We start from the raw sequence: 19,599 nt of genomic DNA, 5'->3' as shown, positions 1-19,599 counted from the left end.
AAGGTAGCAGAACCAGCGTAGCTGCCCGGCCCCGACCATGTGGCGGCGCCCGCGGCAGCATTGCGTAGTCAAAAGTAAGGCGTTTGTGCTCGTTCGCGGCGGGCCGACAACCGAATGCCGCCATCCGCCGTGCCGAAGCAGTCAGCGCGCGGCCGAGAAAAAGGCAACTCCGCCGTGGGCTTGCGCGTCATAGAGGGATTGTGTAACTAAGCCGCCCTTGTTTCACCTAAGCCCCGACTATGTATGGCCGCTACCCTGCTGCGCATCCACCCCGATAATCCGCCCCAGAACAAAATTCAACAGGCCGTAGAGGTGCTGCGCCAAGGGGGCGTCATCATCTACCCTACCGATACCATTTATGGCCTCGGCTGCGACATCACCAACCAGCGCGCCGTGGAAAAGCTCTGCCGCATCCGCGGCCTGAAGCCCGATAAGGCCAATCTGTCCTTTATCTGCTCCGACCTCTCCCATATCAGCGACTACGCCCACGGCATCAGCACGCCCGTGTACAAGCTGCTGAAGAAAGCCCTGCCGGGCCCGTTCACCTTCATCTTCGAAGCCAGTGCCAAAGCGCCCAAATACGGCGGCGTAAAGCGCCGGACCGTCGGCATCCGCGTGCCCGACAACGCCATCAGCCTCGCCCTGGTGCGCGAGCTGGGCAACCCCATCGTCAGCACGTCGGTGCACGACGACGACACCATCATTGAGTACAGCACCGACCCGGAGCTGATTTTCGAGAAGTACCGCCCGCTCGTGGACCTGGTCATCGACGGCGGCTACGGCAACAACATAGCCAGCACCGTGGTCGACTGCACCACCGAAGACTTCGAGGTCATCCGCCAGGGTGCCGGCGACATTGAACAGTATCTGTGAGTTTGCGAGTTAAAGAGTTGGGGAGTTTATGAGTTGGTCGTTTCGGACCCATAACTCATAAACTCCCCAACTCTTTAACTCTTAATCTTTTTTGAGCTTCCAGCGGCGGTGCGACCAGAGGTAGTCCGTCGGCCGCTCCCGGATGTCGCGCTCGATGCGGCGGGCAAAGGCCTCCGTGATGGGGTGCTGGCTCAGGTCGAGCGGCGACTCGCCGTCGTAGACCTGCTCCAACCACAGCCCGTAGTAGCCGCGCCGGATGCGCCGAATGCTACCGTAGAACACCGGGCAATTAAACTGCACCGCTAGCCGGTCGGCACCCGTGTAGAAAGCAGTATCTTGGTGCAGCAGCGTGGTCCAGTACGCGTATTTGCTTTTTTGCGGACTTTGGTCCGAGAGCATGCACAGCGAGTTTCCCTGGCCGCGGCGCTCCTCCATGTGGCGCACCGTTTCGCGCATGGGCACCAGCCCGGCGCCGGTACGGCTGCGCAGCCGGTACACGAAGTAGTCGAAGAACTTGTTGTTGAGTGGCTTGTACACCCCGTCCAGCTTGCCGGGGTAAAACAACGCCCCAGCCGGCAGAATCCACTCCCAGTTGCCGGCGTGCGAGCCGAAGGTGATAACCGTGCGGTTCTGATCGAAGTAGTGGGCTATCTGTTCGTGGCCGTACAAGGTTACCCGCTGGCTCAGCTCCTCCTTGCTGATGGTGGCCAGCTTGAGTATTTCGACAATGAGGTCGGCGAAGTGGCGGTAAAAGCCGTGCTGCAGGCCGGTAATTTCAGCTTCACTCTTCTCCGGAAAGGAGTTGCGCAGGTTCTGCAGCACCACTTTCTGGCGGTAGCGCAGCACGAAGCGCAGCAGCAAATAAAAGCCGTCGGCTACGACGTAGAGCACGGGCATAGGCAGGCTGGAGAGGCCCAGCAGCAGCCATTCGAGCGGGAGGTAGTACCACGCGAAGTTGCGCGTGGGCTTGGCATGATTCATCGGGGCAAAGATGCACCCGCCGGCGCGTACTCTTCCTTGGTGCGGTTGAGCTGCGCCTTGCGCGAGGCCAGCACCTTGCCCGCGGCCGTGCGCACCTCCACCGTCAGCGTGTATAGTCCCGAAGGCAACGGCCCCAGCGGGAACTCACCCGCTACCGCCGTTGGCCGGCCCGATTTGGCCTGTGCAATGCTGGCGTCGGCATCTGCGGCCGCCCCTTCTTCCGATTCGAGGTGGTAATGCAGTTTCAGCGGCTGGCTGGCCGGGGCGTTGTAGAGCTCGAAGTAGAAATACAGCTGCTCGGCCCCACGGCCATAGTTGCCGGCCGGCGTGCGTGTCAGCGAGTAGCCGCCGCGGGTAAAATTGCTCTGTTCCGTGGTCTTGCCGGCTGCTTTGGCCAGAAACACGATGTCGCTAAGCGTAGGCGCGGTAACCGAAAAGTCCAGTGCCAGGGGCTCCTCTACCTTGAAGGTAGCGGCAGTTTTGCGGTACAGATCCTTCAACTCGGCTTTCACAGTGTACTGCCCGCCGCGCAGCGTCAGCCGGCGCAGAAAGCTCTGCGGGTTCTTCAGCCCGATAGTCGTGTCGCTGATGACCGGCGGCTTGATGGTGATGGTTTCGGAGTGCACCGGCTTGCCATCGGCCGTCAGTACATATAAGGCCACCGTGGCACCAGCCTGGTAGGTGTCGCGGGTGCGCTTGATGTAGGTGAGCCCGTTGCCAGGCACGGTCAGGTACAGCTCCACTTCGTAGTTGTCGCCGGCCGCCAAAGGCCGGAAGCGGGCCACATCCACGAGCAGCGTAGGCGAGGCGGCAGCGGCCGACAGTGCGGTCAGCAGAACGAACAGCAGGGGCAGCAGGAGGAAGCGCGGGCGTGAGAGCATCAGAGGCAACGAAAGCGGGTGAATCTGCGCGTAGAACGCAAAAAGCCGACCGAAGTGCAACAAGTTCAGTAAAATCGAGCCTACGACTCCGCCGCAGCGGCCAGCTTAACCAGACCAATCCCCTACTTTCGCCCGCTCATTTCCTGCCACAATGTCCACGGTCCTTTTTGAGCTGTCCTATTGCCCCCCGGTCGCTTTCTTCGCTGAACTTCTCTCGGCCGACCGGCTGTTGCTGGAGCGGCACGAGCACTACCGCAAGCAAACCTACCGCAACCGCTGCCTCGTGCTCACGGCCCAGGGCGTGCAGCCACTCACCGTCCCCGTCATCGATGGCAACCGTTCCGAGAAGGTCGGTATTGACGAGCTGGAAATAGATTACCGCCAGAATTGGGTGCACCGCCACTGGCGCACCCTGCAGACGGCGTACGGCAACAGCTCTTTTTTTGAGTACTACGCCGACTATTTCCACGATATCTACGTAAGCAAACCCGACCGGCTCTTTGATCTGAACCTTGCCTTGCTGCGCCTCGTCTTGTGCTGCCTGCGCCTTCCTTTGCCGGTAGCGTTTACGGCCGGGTGGCACGCTAGCTACTCGCCCGAAACCTTGCTTGATCGGCGGGATTGGCTGAGTCCTAAAGTCCTGCCTGACACAGCGTCAGGTGCCGGGCTCCGCGGACCCTATCGGCAGTGCTTTGGCGCGGCGTTTGTACCCGGCCTGAGCGTGCTGGACCTGTTATTCGCAGTGGGTCCGGCGGCTGGCCACTACCTCGTGCCGGCCCCCTCACCGGCGGCGAACCTTCTGCCCCAAGAGCCGGTTTAAGTATTTGATATCCGGTGCCACCCGTTTGCGCGTATCCGGATTCTTTCTCACCTTATCTGCATGGAAGCGAAATTCTCAAATAGAGTCAAGGAGGTCATCTCCCTGAGTCGGGAGGAAGCCATCCGACTCGGCCACGACTATATAGGCACCGAGCACCTGTTGCTGGGAATGATTCGGGAGGGTGAAGGCACTGCCATTGCTCTGTTGAAGAAGCTCGGCGTATCCGTCGAGGAGTTGAAATACGCCCTCGAGCAAGCCACTCGTAACACTGCCACCCAGGGTATCAGTATAACGGGCAGCATCCCGCTGACGAAGCAGACGGAAAAGGTCCTGAAGATTACGTATCTCGAAGCCAAAATCTTCAAGAGCGAAATCATCGGCACCGAACATCTGCTGCTCTCGATTCTGCGTGATGAAGACAACATTTCTTCCCAAATCCTGAGCAAGTTCAACGTGAACTACGAATCCGTACGCGACTCGCTGGATTACCACGGCGGTAACACCAGCCAAAACCCGACCTCGGGCCCCTCGGACACCGACGACGACGACAACGACAAATTGTTTGGCTCGTCCAAAGGCTCCGGCTCGGCTGCTGCCAAGAAGCCCGGCGAAAAGTCGCGCACGCCCGTGCTCGATAACTTCGGCCGCGACCTGACCAAGCTCGCCGAAGACGACAAGCTTGACCCTATCGTCGGCCGCGAAAAAGAAATCGAGCGCGTAGCGCAGATTCTGTCGCGCCGCAAAAAGAACAACCCGATTCTCATCGGTGAGCCCGGCGTAGGTAAGACGGCTATTGCCGAAGGCCTCGCCCTGCGCATCGTGCAGAAGAAAGTATCGCGCGTGCTCTTCAACAAGCGCGTCGTTACGCTGGACCTCGCTTCGCTGGTAGCCGGTACCAAGTACCGCGGCCAGTTTGAGGAGCGCATGAAGGCCGTGATGAACGAGCTGGAGAAGTCACCCGACGTTATCCTGTTCATCGACGAGCTGCACACCATTGTGGGCGCCGGCGGCGCTTCCGGTTCGCTGGATGCTTCGAATATGTTCAAGCCGGCTCTGGCCCGCGGCGAAATCCAATGCATCGGCGCTACCACGCTGGACGAATACCGTCAGTACATTGAGAAGGACGGCGCTTTGGCCCGTCGTTTCCAGATGGTGATGGTAGACCCGACCACGCCGGAGGAAACCATCGAAATCCTGCACAACATCAAGGACAAGTATCAGGACCACCACCACGTGGTGTACACCGATAAGGCCATTGAGGCGTGCGTGAAACTGTCGGACCGCTACATGTCGGACCGCTTCCTGCCGGACAAAGCCATCGACATCCTCGATGAGGCTGGTGCCCGCGTGCACATCAACAACATCGTGGTGCCCGAGGACATCGTGAAGCTCGAAGAGCAGATCGAGAACATCAAGGGCGAGAAGAACGCGGTGGTGAAGTCGCAGAAGTACGAGGAAGCCGCCCGCCTGCGCGACACGGAGAAGAAGCTGATTGAGCAACTCGACCAGGCCAAGAAGAACTGGGAAGAGGAGACCAAGAAGAAGCGCTACACCGTGAAGGAGGAAAACGTGGCCGAGGTTATTGCCATGATGACTGGCATCCCGGTAAGCCGCGTGGCCCAGAACGAAAGCGCCAAGCTGCTCAACATGGGTGAGGAGCTGAAGGGCAAGGTAATCGGCCAGGACAAGGCCATTGCCCAGCTCGTGAAGGCCATCCAGCGCACCCGCGTGGGCCTGAAAGACCCGAAGAAGCCTATCGGCTCGTTCGTGTTCCTCGGCCCGACCGGCGTAGGTAAGACGGAGCTGGCCAAGGTGCTGGCTACCTACCTTTTCGACAAGGAAGATTCGCTCGTGCGCATCGACATGTCGGAGTACATGGAGAAATTCAGCGTATCGCGCCTAGTGGGCGCGCCTCCCGGCTACGTGGGCTACGAAGAGGGCGGTCAGCTGACGGAGAAAATCCGCCGCAAGCCGTACTCGGTTATCCTGCTCGACGAAATCGAAAAGGCGCACCCGGACGTGTACAACCTGCTGCTGCAGGTGCTCGACGACGGTATCCTGACCGACGGCCTCGGCCGCAAGGTGGACTTCCGCAACACCATCATCATCATGACCTCGAACATCGGGGCGCGTGATCTGGCCGACTTCGGCGTGGGCATCGGCTTCGGCACGAAGGCCCGTACGGAGAACATGGACGAGATGATGAAGGGCACCATTGCCAGCGCGCTGCGCAAGACCTTCGCACCGGAGTTCCTGAACCGCCTGGACGACGTTATCGTGTTCAACGGTCTGCAGAAGGAAGACATCTTCCGCATCATCGACATTTCGCTAGCTAAGCTGCGCCAGCGCGTACAGGCCCTGGGCTACCGCATCGAGCTGACCGAAGCCGCGAAGACCTTCGTGGCCGAGAAAGGCTACGATCCGAAGTATGGCGCGCGTCCGCTGAACCGGGCCATCCAGAAGTACATCGAAGACCCAATTGCGGAGGAAATCCTGAAGGCTCAGCTGACCCAGGGCGACGTCATCACCGCTGACTTTGAGGAAGGCAAGGAGGAACTTACGTTCAGCTCGCACAAGAGCGACGAAGCTCCGAACCTCGCCAGCGACGAGCGGCCGGCCGAAACGCCGGAGTCGCCGGAAGGCAAGAAGGGCGAGTAAGTACCCTGGAGTAAAATGAAGAACGGCCGGTTCCCTCGCGGGAGCCGGCCGTTTTTTTGTTTTCCGATGGATTATTACTGTCTAACTTCGAGGTTCTCGCAATTCCTTTATGAAGTATTTCCTACAACACTTTATAACGACAGCATTGCTGTTGGGCTGCCTTCTATTCAAAGTCAACGAGGCCAACGGACAACAACAGCCGTTACCTTACGACTTGAAATTCGTCGTTAACGATCCGGAAAATACCATATCACCGCCCGCGGATAAGCGTGAGCTATTTCATTCGAAACCGCATGTAGCGCCAAAGACTGGTGTGCTGTCCAATTTGTGGGTCAGTGATGATGGAAACGGCAATTACGTTATCAAAGACTATATTGGTATTCAGGATTCTACTGGGACGGTATTTTGGCTTGACAATGTTCGACATATATTGATTGCTTACCGCAGATCAACTGAGCTCTGGAAAGTAGATCTAAATCACCACTGGGTCACCATCCATAATAAGCTTATTCAGTGTATTCAATTGCGGGGAGACTACATTTGGATTTATGGATTCCATTGCAGCGTTGGGCTTAACCGTTCAACAGGTAGCGAGCGGGGTGGCGGCTGTGACTAAGTATGGCAGCCTAGAGTAAATGAAGAACGGCCGGTCCCCGCGAGGGAGCCGGCCGTTTTTTGTTGGTTATCTTTGAGCTAGAGCGGTTTCATGAACGATATAGAGACGCATCGTCTCATCGTCCCGTCCGGGCCGCTTGGACGTCATCGTTCGACGGCGAGACGCAATGATGCATCTCTATATCGTTGCCATGCCGCAAATTTGCTACAGAGCCGGAACCGTCATGGAATCACCCCGCAAGCGCCGTTACACCGAGGAGGAATACTCGGCAATGGAGTACGCCTCCGAGTTTAAGCACGAATTCGTGGACGGGCAGATTTACCCGTGGGGCCACCCCGATATGCTGGGCATGTACGATGTGCAGGCCATGTCCGGCGCGTCATTGGCGCACAACATCATTGCGGGCAACGTTTTCGGGTTGTTTCAGAACGCCTTGCGCGGCAAAGGCTGCCGGACCTTCGGCAGCGATATGCGGGTGTATGTTCCGCTCACCGGCACGTACCTGTACCCTGACGCGCTGGTGGTGTGTGGCAAGCCGGAAATTCAGCAGAACGGCAAGCTGGATTTGCTCACCAATCCGGTTGTCATCATCGAAGTGCTTTCGGATTCCACGGCCGATTATGACCGCAGCGGCAAATTCATGCGCTACCGCAGCATCGAATCGGTACGGGATTATCTGCTGATTGACTCGCGCAGCTTGCGGGTAGAGCTGTACTCGCGCACCGAAACCGGGCAATGGACGCTGACGGAAATTCTGGATGCTCAGGGCGCGGTGACGCTACCGAGCCTTGGCGTGACACTGACAGTGGCGGAGTTGTACGAGGACGTAGAATTGTAATGGATTGCGCCGGAAGGCCATAAGGGCGAGTAAGTAGCTTGGAGTAATTGAAGAACGGCCGGCTCCCTCGCAGGAGCCGGCCGTTTTTTTATTTTCAGTTAAGGTCATTCATCTCAATGAATCTGTATGTACCACGGCCTTTACTGCCTGTGGTCTGGCTTTTCGATTTTAATATTATAAACCCATCCTTTGTTATCATTCCTGTATAATCCACTATGGCCGTTCTACTCTTTGTAGAAAACTTTATTTTATTATTTACAACCTTATACTCTCCAATGCCTACCTGTTCTGCACCAGCCTTAAACCAACCTTTCAACTCCGACACACTTCCCTCACAATCTGTGACAACGTCTATCACTTTGCCATCAGCATAAAATCTTAAATAATCTTGATTACCCTCGTCATCACCTTTTTCTAGGTAGCATTCCGTCTGATACAACCCATTAAATTTAGGCGGAAAGTCTTTCCTGGATTGCTTGAAATAAAACATGATTAATAGCATTGTTAAAGCAGCAAGAGTCTTCATATCCTTGAAAATTATTTAATAGTATTCATATTCCTGACGAAGCGTGAGGAGACCTAAATATAGGAGTAGATACCACAAGCACGAAATTGCTATACATCAGTACATCTACTTCTCATCCAAGCCCCAAACCCCAAACCCCATTCGGCTATCTTGCCTCCACAACTTACCTTTGGCCTCCTTTCCCAACTGACCTTTCGCATCCCCGCTCCCACCCTATGTCCGATCCGCACGACGACCCGACGCTGAGCAAACTCGAAATCCTGGAACAGAAAAACGCCGAGGCCCTACTAGGTGGCGGCGTGGCCCGCATCGAGGCCCAACACAAGAAGGGCAAGCTGACGGCCCGCGAGCGGCTGGATTTGCTGATGGACCCCGGCTCCTTCGAGGAAATCGGCAAGTTTGTGATGCACCGCTCCAAGGACTTCGGCCTCGACAAGGAGTACTACCTCGGCGACGGCGTGGTGACGGGTTACGGCACGATTAACGGCCGGTTGGTGTACGTTTTCTCGCAGGATTTCACGGTACTGGGCGGCTCCTTGAGCGAAACGCACGCCGAGAAAATCGTGAAGATCATGGACCTGGCCATGAAGAACGGCGCCCCGGTTATTGGCCTGAACGACTCGGGCGGGGCCCGCATTCAGGAGGGCGTGGTGAGCCTGGGCGGCTATGCTGACATCTTCTACAAGAATACCCTGGCCTCGGGCGTGGTGCCGCAGCTGTCGGCCATCATGGGGCCGTGCGCGGGCGGCGCGGTGTACTCGCCGGCCATTACCGACTTCATCCTGATGGTGGAGGACACGAGCTACATGTTCGTGACCGGCCCGAACGTGGTGAAGACGGTGACCCACGAAACGGTAACCAGCGAGGAGCTGGGCGGTGCCAGCACCCACAGCACCAAGAGCGGCGTGACGCACTTCACGGCGCCCAACGAGGTGGCCATCATTCAGCAGCTCAAGCAGCTGCTGAGCTACATGCCGCAGAACTGCGAGGACACCGCCCCGGTCTATCCCTACGACGCCCAGGGCGACGAGCTGCGCCCCGAGCTGGACAGCATCATCCCCGACAACCCCAACCAGCCTTACGACATCCGCGAGGTCATCCATGGCATCATCGACCAGGACTCGTTCATGGAGGTGCACCAGAACTTCGCCGAGAACATCGTGGTGGGCTTCGCGCGGCTGGGCGGGCGCAGCATCGGCATCGTGGGCAACCAGCCGGCGGTGCTGGCCGGCGTGCTCGACATCAACGCCTCGACCAAGGCGGCCCGCTTCGTGCGCTTCTGCGACTCGTTTAACATCCCGCTGCTGGTGCTGGAAGACGTGCCCGGCTTCCTGCCCGGCACCGACCAGGAGTGGCGCGGCATCATCACCAACGGCGCCAAGCTGCTCTACGCCTTCTGCGAAGCCACCGTGCCGCGCATCACCGTCATTACCCGCAAAGCCTACGGTGGCGCTTACGACGTGATGAACAGCAAGCACATCGGGGCGGACATGAACTACGCCTGGCCCACCGCCGAAATTGCGGTGATGGGCGCCAAGGGCGCGGCCGAAATCATCTTCAAGCGCGAAATAGCCGAAGCCGCCGACCCGGAAGCCAAGCTGCAGGAAAAGGTGGACGACTATCAGCGCAAGTTTGCCACGCCCTACCGCGCCGCCCACCGCGGCTTCGTCGACGAGGTGATTGTGCCCTCGCAGACGCGGCAGAAGCTGATCCGTGCGTTCAAGATGCTGGAAAACAAGGTGGACCAACTGCCGCGCAAGAAGCACGGCAACATTCCGCTGTAATTGGTTATAATTGAATCTGAGGCGGTGCTGTTTTTCCGAATGGCACCGCTTCTTTGTCCCTGCCCCTATTAGGGCCTACCTGCGCAACTCTTAGCTATTCCTCGGGTCTTTCCTGGCTGCTTTTCCGCATTTATACGCAGCAACCCCCGGTTATCCCCGCCGTTCATCAATCTCCATTTCTCTCACCGCTACTCCACTACCATGCGTTCGGAAAGCTTCGACTTCCTCCAGAAATACCTGAACACCCACTCCCCCACCGGCTTCGAAAAAGAAGGTCAGAAGGTGTGGTTGGAGTACATCAAGCCGTACATCGACGAGTATTTCGTGGATACCTACGGCACGGTGGTGGGCGTTGTCAATCCGAAAGCGGAGTACAAAGTTGTTATTGAAGCTCACGCCGACGAAATCAGCTGGTTCGTCAACTACATCACGAAGGAAGGCTACATCTACCTGCGCCGCAACGGCGGCTCCGACGCGCTGATTGCCCCGTCGAAGCGGGTGCTGATTCATACCGCGAAGGGCCCGGTACGGGCGGTGTTCGGCTGGCCGGCCATTCACGTGCGCAAAACCGAGCAGGACAAGGCTCCCACCATTGAAACCATCTTCCTGGACTGCGGTGCCTCGTCGGCGAAGGAAGTCGAGGAAATGGGTATTCACGTGGGCTCCGTGGTCACTTTCGAGGATGACCTGATGGAGCTGAACGGCAAGTACTTGGTGGGCCGGGCACTGGACAACCGGGTCGGTGGCTTCATGATTGCCGAGGTGGCCCGCCGCCTGAAGGAAGAAGGCAACACCCTGCCTTTCGGCCTGTACATCGTGAATGCGGTGCAGGAGGAAATCGGGCTGCGCGGGGCCGAAATGATTGCCCACCGCATCATGCCCAACGTGGCCATCGTGACGGACGTGACGCACGACACCCAGTCGCCGATGTACGAGAAGAAAACCTCCGGCGACATTCACTGCGGCAAGGGCCCGGTGATTACCTACGGCCCTGCCGTGCAGAACAACCTGCGCGAGCTGATCATCGAAACAGCCCAGCAAAAGGAAATTCCCTTCCAGCGCGCCGCCGCCACCCGCGCCACCGGCACCGATACCGACGCCTTTGCCTACGCCGGCGCCGGGGTGGCTTCGGCTCTGATTTCCTTGCCGCTGAAGTACATGCACACTACGGTGGAAACCGTCAGCCACGACGACGTGCAGCACGTTATTGACCTGATTTACGAGGCGCTGTTGCGCATCGAAGACGGGCACGACTTCCGCTACTTTAAGTAAGCCTTACTGCCCCGAGCATCTTGGGTAACGCACAGGACCTTGCTACGACTTATTTGGGCGTGGCAAGGTCCTTTGCATTGAGCCTGGCGGCCTCCAGGATGCGTTTTTACCATAATACCCACGAACAGCGTGCTTACGTGGGCTCAGCAGCTTGTCGGCCGGAGCTTCAGCCCCGACGGCTGCAATTGCCAATTAACCTAATGCAACTGCCCCCCGTTTTTCCGCCGCTTACCGTCACCGACCAAATGCGCCGGCGGGTAGCGGTGCCGTTTCCGCCGCAGCGCATCGTGTCACTGGTGCCCTCTCAAACGGAACTGCTCTTCGACCTGGGCCTGGGCGAGCGGGTGGTTGGCGTCACCAAGTTCTGCGTTCATCCGGCCGAAGCGCGGCAAAGAGCCACCGTTGTCGGCGGCACCAAGAACTTTCATTTCGACAAGGTTGCCGCGCTGAAGCCCGACCTGATCCTCGGCAACAAGGAAGAAAACTACCAGGAGGGCATAGAGCAGCTGGCCGCGCAGTACCCGGTGTGGATGAGCGACATCGTGACCCTGGCCGACGCGCTGGACATGATGCGGCGCGTGGGGCTGATTACGGGCACTAAAACCCGTGCTGAGCAACTCAGCGCGGGCATTGCAGCCTCGTTCGGGGCTTTGGCACCAGCCGAGCCCCTGGTAACGGCCGCCTATTTTATCTGGCGCCATCCGTATATGGCCGCCGCCTCAGGCACTTTTATCGATGAGATGCTGCCGTACGCCGGCTTCCGCAACGTGCTGGGCCACCTGACGCGCTACCCCGAAATCAGCGCCGAACAGCTGGCCGAGGCAAATCCGCAGGTCATTCTGCTGTCCTCGGAGCCCTACCCCTTCCAGGATAAGCACATGGCCGAGTTTCAGGCCATCTGCCCGACGGCCCGGGTGCTGGTGGTCGACGGGGAACTGTTCAGCTGGTACGGTAGCCGGCTGCAGCATTCAGCGGCGTATTTCCAGCAACTGCGGCAGCAGTAGTAGCATGGGCTCAGTGCCGTGCTACCACCTATGCTACAGCTGAAAGCCCGCTTGGCGCAGCTCTTCCCAGAACGAAGGGTACGATTTGCGAACCACGGCGGGCTGCTCAATGGTGATGTCGCCGCGCAGGGCCAGGGGCGCAAAAGCCATAGCCATGCGGTGGTCGTGGTAGGTGGCTACCGACTGGCCGCCCACGTGCAAGTGCTGGGCGGCGGCCCGGAACAGGTCACGGCCGGCGGGTTCCAGCGAAGCGCCGAACTTGGCCAACTCCTGCTGCAAGGCCGCAATGCGGTCGGTTTCCTTGATGCGCAGGCTTTCCAGGCCCGTCATGTCCACTACCACGCCGGTGGCGGCGGCTACTACGGCCACGGTCTGGGCCAGGTCCGGGCAATCGGTGAAGTTCATGGCCACACGCACGGCGCGCTCTTCGGCCGGCAGTTGGTGCAGCACCACGCCATCGGCCACAAACTCGGTGCGCACGCCCAGCGGCTGCATCAGGTGCATGATGGCCTGGTCGCCCTGCCAGGAGTGGCGGCGCAGGCCCGGCAGGTGCAGCTGCGAGCCAGCCGGAGCCAGGGCCACCATGGCGTACCAGTAGCTGGCCGCCGACCAATCCGACTCCACCGTGTAATCGGCCGGCTGGTACGGACGGCTGCCCACGCGCACGTCGCGCTCCTGCACGTCTACTTCAGCCCCGAAGTGCCGCATCAGGGCCGCCGTCATCTGAATGTAGGGCCGCGAACCCACGTGGCCGGTGAGCTGCAGGTGCAGGCCACCGGGCAGCAGCGGCCCAATCATCATCAGGGCCGAAATAAACTGGCTGCTGATGTCGCCGCGCACGCTCAGCGGGGCGCTTTCCTGACGCTGCCAGCCCTGCAGGCGCAAGGGCGGATAGCCTTCCCGGCCCACGTAGTCAATCTGGGCGCCCAATTGGCGCAGGGCATCTACCAGCACCCCGATGGGCCGCTCCAGCATGCGCGCTGTGCCCGTGAGTGTGGCGCGGCGGCCGGTAGCGGCGAGGTAGCCGGTGACAAAACGCATCACCGTGCCGGCGTCCTCGGCGTCGAACTCGGTGGCCTCAGGGTGCGTCAGCAGCCGGCGCATCAGCTGGGTGTCGTTGGCTTCGGAGAGGTTGCCGAGTGAGCCGCCGCCCGCCAGGGCCTGAATGATGAGGGCGCGGTTGCTTTCGCTCTTGGAGGCGGGCAGCAAGGCCGTGCCGCGGAGCGGGCCGCCGCTCCAGTGCAGCGTGAGCGAATCAGGAAACGAAGAGTGGTGCACAGTATCTCGGGGGTAATGCGGGCCGTACCGCTGGCAAGCGGCGCCCAGCGGTAAGTCAACGGAAAACTCGCGGGGCGTAAAGCTACAGGCGGTGGTAATAGCGCAGGCTTTCGGCCAGCTCGGCTACGGTCACGGGTTGGTCGTACACGCCCTGCCCGATGCCGCGCAGCAGGGTGCAGTTGATGGTGTCGCCCTGGTTTTTCTTGTCCTGCCGGGCCAGCTCGGCAATGACGGCGGCTTCGAGGCCGACGAACTGCACCTTCTCGTAGATGGTGAACAGGAAGGTTTCTATCTGGTCGAGGGCGGCTTCATCGAGCAGGCCTTTCTGCACCGACAGCCACGTTTCGCAGATCATGCCGGCCGCCACGGCCTCGCCGTGCAGAATGGGATGCCCTTGCAGCAGCAGGTAGCTTTCTAGGGCGTGGCCCACGGTGTGGCCGAAGTTGAGCAGCTTGCGCGGGCCGCGCTCCGTAGGGTCTTCGGCCACAATGCGCTGCTTCACCGCCACCGACTCGCGCACCGTGGGTGTCCAATCCTCAACAAACAAGCCCACGTGCCGGCCCTGGGCAAACGCATCGGCGTCAGCAATGAGCCAGTGCTTGACGACCTCAGCGTAACCGGCGCGCAACTCGCGCTGATCGAGCGTGCTCAGAAACCGCGGCTCGATGCACACCGCCTCCGGCAGCTGAAATACCCCGATGTGATTCTTGAAGCCGCGGAAGTCGACGCCCGTTTTGCCCCCGATGGCCGCATCTACCTGCGCCAGCAGCGTGGTAGGCACCAGCGCGCAGCGCAGGCCGCGCTTGTAGAGCGCGGCGCAGAAGCCGCCGAGGTCCGTCACCACACCGCCGCCCAGGCACACCAGCACGCTGTGGCGGTCGAAGCCGTGTTCAGTCAGCTCGGCCCACACCTGCTCGCAGGTAGCGAGGGTTTTGTATTCCTCGCCGGCATCAATCACAATGAGGCGGTGCTCGGCGGGCAGGTGCGGCTGCAACTGCGGGTAGCACAGCCGGGCGGTATTGCTATCGGCCAGCACAGCCACGCGCGTGGTGCCGGGGCGGCTGAGCAGGGCGGTGAGGGCCGGCAGGGCCGCCGGACCCATGTGAACGTAGTCAGTCATCGGGGTAAAGGTCGGAGTTCTGGCGCTACTACGCATGCGTGCCGCCCGCATGCAACCTATTTCCCCGAGGCGGCATCCTCCGAATAAACCCTATATTCTTGGCTGCCATGCTACACCGCTCTATGTTCTCCCTACTTGCTTGCGCGGCACTCGTGCTACCGAGCTGCCTGAGCAAAAAATCCGACGACGCCAGCCCTAGCCAGCGGGCCGAGCTGGAGAAAGGCACGTGGAATTGGCAACAAAGCACGGGTGGCTTTATCGGAGCTACCACCACCCCGGCCAGCACGGGCAAGCAGCAGTCCATTATATTTAACGGCGGCATGGTGCGCCACTTCGTCAACGGCCAGCTGACCCGCACCGATACCTATACCATTCAGCGGGGTGACTGCATCCACACCGGGCAGCCGGCCGACCTGATCATCTATGGCAGCGGCCAGAGGGACCATTTTACCGTATCAGGCGACGAGCTAGGCCTAGCCAATGAAGTATATGATGGATTCGGGCATTCCTACCATCGATAACAACCCAACCAACACCTTCCCGCGCCTGTCATGACCTTCTCCCGCCTGTACTCCGCTGCACTCTACGCGCTGCCCCTGCTGGCTAGCGCCTGCCAATCCGATGCGGACAAACCCACAGGCCTGAAAGGCCATTGGCAGCTAACGAAGCTCGAATGCTTCTGCCCGCCCAATACGCCCACGCCCAACGAGGCCATTGAGTTTGACGGCGCCGGCAATGTACGGGAGTACACGGATGGAAAAGTAACGCACAGCACTACGTACCAGCTCAGCACCGGCTCCACCGGCTGCGCGGCTAATGCCAACTTGGTTACCATCAACTACGCACCCAATACTATCACTGCCTCCTACACCATTACGGATAATGTGCTGGTCCTTGACCGGGGCCTGTGCCTGGATGCACCGCGCAAAACCTACACCTACGTAGGCGCCACAGGGCAGAAATAAGGCGGCCGGTTACTCCGGCCGCTGCATAATTTCCGTCTGCTTGCGGATGCTCTCGATGTGGATGAGCTTGTAGAGCTCGGCTACAAATTTGTCGTTGACGTTGAGTTTGGCGGCCCATTCCGGCCGGCTGCGGAAGATTTCGTTCCAGCGGTCCAGCTGCAGAATCTTCACGTTGTTCTGCTTCTTATACTCGGCCAGCTCTTCCACCAGCGCCATGCGCCGCGCCAAGGCCTCGATGATGTCCTGGTCGGCCACGTCCATTTTCTGGCGTAGCTCCTCGGCTTTGTTGAGGTAATCGGCGTTGTCGGTGGAGCGGTAGCGGTGCTTCAGCTCGCGCATCATCTCGCCGAGGCGCGCGGGCGTCACCTGCTGGGCCGCGTCGCTCCAGGCGTTGTCCGGATCGGGGTGCGTTTCCAGCATCAGCCCGTCGTAGTCGAGGTCGAGGGCCTTCTGGGCCACGGGCAGCAGCAGGTCGCGGCGGCCGCTGATGTGGCTCGGGTCGCAGATCAGCGGAATTTCTGGAAAGCGCGTTTTCAACTCGATGGCAATGCCCCAGGTAGGCGCGTTGCGGTACTTGCTGGGCGCGCCGGTGCTGAAGCCGCGATGAATGGCAGCCAGGTCGCGCACGCCGGCGCGGTCCAGCCGCTCCAGCGCCCCCGCCCACAGCGCCAGGTCGGGGTTGACGGGGTTTTTGACCATCACCGGCACGCCGGTACCACCCAGCGCCTCGGCCAGCTCCTGCACCGCGAAAGGGTTGACGGTGGTGCGCGCCCCAATCCAGACCACGTCCACGCCGTGGGCCAAGGCTTCCTCCACGTGGCGCGGCGTGGCCACTTCCACCGTCACGGCCAAGCCCGTTTCCTGCTGCACGCGCTGCAGCCAGCGCAGCCCTTCCGTGCCGATGCCCTCAAAAGAGCCGGGCCGGGTGCGGGGCTTCCAGATGCCGGCGCGGAACAAATCGACGCCCAGCCCCTGCAGGCCGCGGGCGGTAGCCATTACTTGTTCTTCGGTTTCGGCTGAGCACGGGCCGGCTAGCAGCAGCGGTTGCCCTTTTTGGGCCAGCCGGCGGGTAAAATAGGTATCGAGTTCCATGGGAAGAGGCGGCAAACGGACCAGCCAGCCAGGGCTGAACTACGCTTGCCCAACATGCGTTGTAAGGGCGCCACGGGCGCATTCAGCTGCTAAACTACGTCCATCGGTCCGATGTTTCGTGGCTATCTTCGCGCCCCCAACTTTCCCCGCTCCCATGCCTGAACCCCAGACCCACCCGCTGATTTCATTCGACAACACCGCCGTGGCCTTCGCCGCCAAATCCGACGGTGAGCTGCGCCAGATGTACGCCCTGTTCGCGGCCATGAACAACAAAGGGCTGGTTGACTTCGGCGGCGGCGCGATGAAACGGGCGCTGAGTTGGGGCATTCCGGGCACCAAGAGCATCATCAAGCATACCATCTTCAAGCAGTTCTGCGGTGGCGAGACCATCCAGGAGTGCAAGCCCGTCATTGCCGAGCTGGGCAAATACCGCATCGGCACCATCCTCGATTATTCGGTGGAGGGCGAAGGCAACGAGCAGAGCTACGACCACACCCGCGACGAGCTGCTGAAAACGATTGAGCTGGCCGCCGGCAATCCGCACATTCCCTTCTCGGTGTTTAAGGTAACCGGCGTGGCCGACAGCGCCCTGCTGGAAAAAGTGCAGAGCGGCCAGGCCCTGAGCCCGGCTGAGCAGCAGGCCTACCAGCTCGCCCAGCAGCGCATCGACGAGCTGTGCCGCCGCGCCCACGACCGGAACGTGCGCATTTTCGTCGATGCGGAGGAAAGCTGGTTTCAGGACACCATCGACAACATAGCCCGTGAAATGATGCGCCGCTACAATCAGGAGCGCGCCATCGTGTGGAATACCTACCAGCTCTACCGCCACGACCGGCTCGACGCCCTGGAGGCCGACTGCAAGCACGCCGCCGACGAGGGCTATTACCTCGGCGCCAAGCTCGTGCGCGGTGCTTACATGGAGAAGGAAGCCCGCGTGGCCCAGCAGCGCGGCTACCAGAACCCCATCAACCCCAGCAAACAGGCCACCGACGACCTGTACAACGAGGCCCTGCGCTTCTCCATCGACCACATCGACCGCATGGCCATCTGCGCGGGCACCCACAACGAGGCCTCCTCGCGCCTGCTCACCGAGCTACTGGCCGACGCGGGCCTTGCCCCCAACGACGAGCGGGTATGGTTTGCCCAGCTTTACGGTATGAGCGACAACCTGAGCTACAACTTGGCGCACGCCGGCTATAACACGGCCAAGTACGTGCCCTACGGCCCGGTGGAAGCGGTGATGCCCTACCTGCTGCGTCGCGCCGACGAAAACACGGCCATTGCGGGCCAGACCAGCCGGGAGTTTCTGTTGATCAAAAATGAGATGGAGCGACGCAAAAATAAAGCGCGCTAACACTCAGCGGCATAGTTATTGGTAACGGGCCCGGTGCGTTGGAATTGTACAACGCATCGGGCTTTTTTGGTATTTTAACCCCTCTCAACCTCCCCTTACTTCCCACATGATTACTCGCGTCCGCCGCTACCTCATCAACTATTCCCGGAACCAGACCGGTACCGTCAGCTACCTGACGGTGGTACAAGATGCGGAGCTGGGCCTCAACCTTGACATCTCGCACGAAAAGTCGCGGCTGAATGAGCTGCTGGCCGAAATTTCCGAAACTGAATTCGAGGCCGGCCGCCCTATCCTGAGTTGCCTGGTGAAAGTCGAAGGCTCCAAGGGCCAGGGCGACAATTTCTTTAAGCTCTGCGAACGGCTGGGCATGGGCCCGTGGCGCGAACTGAAGCAGAACCCCGAATTCCTGCCCAAGCTGCGGGCCGAATGCCGCGAGTTCTGGCGTAATGAGGAAAACTTCGCGCAGTTCTCTTAAGTCGGTTCGGCTGAGGTAGTGGCTTGGATTCGGTAAAGCCGTTCCTAGGTTTTATACCAGCCCGTGTAACCCGGATGGAAACGCTCCCGTTAAGGTAGCCAAACAAGCGGCAAGCTCGTCCCCTCGACTGCCGCTTGTCAAAAAAACTCCTTCCCTTACACCATCCACACAACCTCACCTGTCATGAATACCGACAATAATTCGAACCTGGGCAACACGCCCGGCACCGGCTCTTCGATGAACCCCGCTAACCAAGGTACCGGCGCTGGCGCTGGCTACGGCAGCGAACAGCATTCGGGCAGCGGCTCGATGGGCTCGTCGGGCCTGAACTCGAGCAGCAACGTATCGAACGCCTCGAATGTAGGCTCGGGCACCGACCAGAGCACCGGTGCTAACTACAACTCGGGCTCGTCGACGGGCAACAGCAACATGGGCTCGACCTCGTCGTATGGCACCGCCAACAGCGGCTCGTCGATGGGCAGCTCAAGCGGCTCGACTTCGGGCGGCTACCTTACTTCGACTTTCCGCGACCGTGAATCGGCTGAGCGCGCTTACTCGTCGCTCTCGTCGCGTGGCTATACCAAGGACGACGTGAACCTGCTGATGTCGGACGAAACGCGCAAAACGCATTTCGGTGACGACACCCCCCACACCGAACTGGGCAACAAAGCCATGGAAGGTGCCGGCGTAGGCTCGGCCATCGGTGGCACGGCTGGTGCCGTAATCGGTGCCATTGCTGCCATCGGTACGTCGGTAGCACTGCCGGGCCTGGGCCTGATCGTGGCTGGCCCGCTGGCTGCTGCTCTGGCCGGTGCCGGTGCCGGTGGTCTGACGGGTGGCCTGGTGGGCGCCCTGGTAGGCTCGGGTATCCCCGAAGAGCGTGCTGCTGAGTACGAGCACGACATCAAGAACGGCGGCATCGTGATGGGCGTACGTCCGCGTAGCGACGAAGATGCCCGCCACTTCCAGGACGAATTCCGTCGCAACAACGGCGACCGTATCTACTACTAGCCGATTGGGCTAGTCTAGCATGCCAGCTTTTTTAGCGCTGGTCTTAAAGAC

Annotated in this window: 19 protein-coding genes; 13 read left to right on the top strand and 6 right to left on the bottom strand. The window is 60.1% G+C overall.

All coding sequences use genetic code 11. From position 1 onward, the window contains the following. Positions 1-243 precede the first annotated feature (243 nt). The gene (locus B0919_RS11000; RefSeq protein ID WP_078012309.1) at positions 244-873 is read left to right on the top strand and encodes an L-threonylcarbamoyladenylate synthase; all 630 of its coding nucleotides are present in this window, start codon (positions 244-246) and stop codon (positions 871-873) included. Positions 874-954: 81 nt separating this feature from the next. Here B0919_RS11000 and B0919_RS10995 read toward each other — a convergent pair whose 3' ends face one another. Together B0919_RS10995 and B0919_RS10990 are read right to left on the bottom strand one after the other, a co-directional pair. After that, positions 955-1,854 carry a lysophospholipid acyltransferase family protein gene (locus B0919_RS10995; protein WP_254846553.1) on the bottom strand — a complete coding sequence of 300 codons (900 nt, stop codon included), beginning with the start codon at positions 1,852-1,854 and terminating at the stop codon, positions 955-957. Then, on the bottom strand, positions 1,851-2,735 hold the full coding sequence (locus B0919_RS10990; RefSeq protein WP_078012308.1) for a hypothetical protein: 885 nt from the start codon (positions 2,733-2,735) through the stop codon (positions 1,851-1,853). The genes B0919_RS10995 and B0919_RS10990 overlap by 4 nt, the downstream gene beginning before the upstream one ends. 151 nt (positions 2,736-2,886) lie before the next feature. Here B0919_RS10990 and B0919_RS10985 point away from each other — a divergent pair, with 151 nt between their 5' ends. The 4 genes from B0919_RS10985 (at position 2,887) to B0919_RS10975 (ending at position 7,667) form a co-directional block, all read left to right on the top strand. After that, the gene (locus tag B0919_RS10985) at positions 2,887-3,555 is read left to right on the top strand and encodes a WbqC family protein (RefSeq protein WP_078012307.1); all 669 of its coding nucleotides are present in this window, start codon (positions 2,887-2,889) and stop codon (positions 3,553-3,555) included. Positions 3,556-3,615: 60 nt separating this feature from the next. Continuing rightward, a complete protein-coding gene (locus B0919_RS10980) occupies positions 3,616-6,213 on the top strand; it encodes an ATP-dependent Clp protease ATP-binding subunit (protein WP_078012306.1) in 2,598 nt (865 codons plus the stop codon). 109 nt (positions 6,214-6,322) lie between these two features. Continuing rightward, a complete protein-coding gene (locus B0919_RS24725) occupies positions 6,323-6,829 on the top strand; it encodes a hypothetical protein (protein ID WP_139362061.1) in 507 nt (168 codons plus the stop codon). Between the two features lie 223 nt (positions 6,830-7,052). Further along, complete coding sequence (locus B0919_RS10975; RefSeq protein ID WP_176133000.1) at positions 7,053-7,667, top strand: Uma2 family endonuclease; 615 nt, start codon at positions 7,053-7,055, stop codon at positions 7,665-7,667. A 94-nt stretch (positions 7,668-7,761) separates the two neighbouring features. Here B0919_RS10975 and B0919_RS10970 read toward each other — a convergent pair whose 3' ends face one another. Beyond that, positions 7,762-8,193, bottom strand: a complete 432-nt coding sequence (locus tag B0919_RS10970; RefSeq protein WP_078012304.1) for a hypothetical protein — start codon at positions 8,191-8,193, stop codon at positions 7,762-7,764. Positions 8,194-8,408: 215 nt separating this feature from the next. Here B0919_RS10970 and B0919_RS10965 point away from each other — a divergent pair, with 215 nt between their 5' ends. The 3 genes from B0919_RS10965 (at position 8,409) to B0919_RS10955 (ending at position 12,253) form a co-directional block, all read left to right on the top strand. Next, positions 8,409-9,977, top strand: coding sequence for an acyl-CoA carboxylase subunit beta (locus tag B0919_RS10965; RefSeq protein WP_078012303.1), 1,569 nt, complete (start codon positions 8,409-8,411; stop codon positions 9,975-9,977). 201 nt (positions 9,978-10,178) lie between these two features. Then, the gene (locus B0919_RS10960; RefSeq protein WP_078012302.1) at positions 10,179-11,249 is read left to right on the top strand and encodes a M42 family metallopeptidase; all 1,071 of its coding nucleotides are present in this window, start codon (positions 10,179-10,181) and stop codon (positions 11,247-11,249) included. Between the two features lie 200 nt (positions 11,250-11,449). Continuing rightward, a complete protein-coding gene (locus B0919_RS10955; protein WP_254846552.1) occupies positions 11,450-12,253 on the top strand; it encodes an ABC transporter substrate-binding protein in 804 nt (267 codons plus the stop codon). A 33-nt stretch (positions 12,254-12,286) separates the two neighbouring features. Here the strand turns inward: B0919_RS10955 and B0919_RS10950 are convergent, their stop codons facing one another. Both B0919_RS10950 and aroB read right to left on the bottom strand, forming a co-directional pair. Beyond that, positions 12,287-13,531, bottom strand: coding sequence for a 3-phosphoshikimate 1-carboxyvinyltransferase (locus B0919_RS10950; protein ID WP_254846551.1), 1,245 nt, complete (start codon positions 13,529-13,531; stop codon positions 12,287-12,289). Between the two features lie 82 nt (positions 13,532-13,613). Then, positions 13,614-14,651, bottom strand: a complete 1,038-nt coding sequence (gene aroB, locus B0919_RS10945) for a 3-dehydroquinate synthase (protein ID WP_078012301.1) — start codon at positions 14,649-14,651, stop codon at positions 13,614-13,616. A 122-nt stretch (positions 14,652-14,773) separates the two neighbouring features. On the opposite strand from aroB, the gene B0919_RS10940 reads away from it, so the two are divergent. After that, a complete protein-coding gene (locus B0919_RS10940; RefSeq protein WP_139362060.1) occupies positions 14,774-15,172 on the top strand; it encodes a hypothetical protein in 399 nt (132 codons plus the stop codon). Between the two features lie 30 nt (positions 15,173-15,202). Beyond that, the gene (locus B0919_RS10935; RefSeq protein ID WP_078012299.1) at positions 15,203-15,616 is read left to right on the top strand and encodes a hypothetical protein; all 414 of its coding nucleotides are present in this window, start codon (positions 15,203-15,205) and stop codon (positions 15,614-15,616) included. 9 nt (positions 15,617-15,625) lie between these two features. Here the strand turns inward: B0919_RS10935 and B0919_RS10930 are convergent, their stop codons facing one another. Continuing rightward, entirely contained in the window at positions 15,626-16,708 is a 1,083-nt protein-coding gene (locus tag B0919_RS10930) for a bifunctional 3-deoxy-7-phosphoheptulonate synthase/chorismate mutase type II (protein WP_078012298.1), read from the bottom strand. 154 nt (positions 16,709-16,862) lie between these two features. Between B0919_RS10930 and B0919_RS10925 the strand changes: the two genes are divergently transcribed. The 3 genes from B0919_RS10925 to B0919_RS25945 all read left to right on the top strand — a co-directional run bounded on the left by B0919_RS10925 (position 16,863) and on the right by B0919_RS25945 (position 19,548). Then, positions 16,863-18,062 carry a proline dehydrogenase family protein gene (locus B0919_RS10925; protein WP_078012297.1) on the top strand — a complete coding sequence of 400 codons (1,200 nt, stop codon included), beginning with the start codon at positions 16,863-16,865 and terminating at the stop codon, positions 18,060-18,062. A gap of 106 nt (positions 18,063-18,168) precedes the next feature. Beyond that, positions 18,169-18,537, top strand: a complete 369-nt coding sequence (locus B0919_RS10920; RefSeq protein WP_078012296.1) for a hypothetical protein — start codon at positions 18,169-18,171, stop codon at positions 18,535-18,537. Positions 18,538-18,720: 183 nt separating this feature from the next. Continuing rightward, entirely contained in the window at positions 18,721-19,548 is an 828-nt protein-coding gene (locus B0919_RS25945) for a hypothetical protein (RefSeq protein WP_317043893.1), read from the top strand. Positions 19,549-19,599: the final 51 nt, after the last annotated feature.

Origin of the sequence: Hymenobacter sp. CRA2 (genome assembly GCF_002007105.1) — a bacterium.
GTDB lineage: Bacteria > Bacteroidota > Bacteroidia > Cytophagales > Hymenobacteraceae > Solirubrum.
This window is presented reverse-complemented; position numbering and strand designations above follow the sequence as displayed.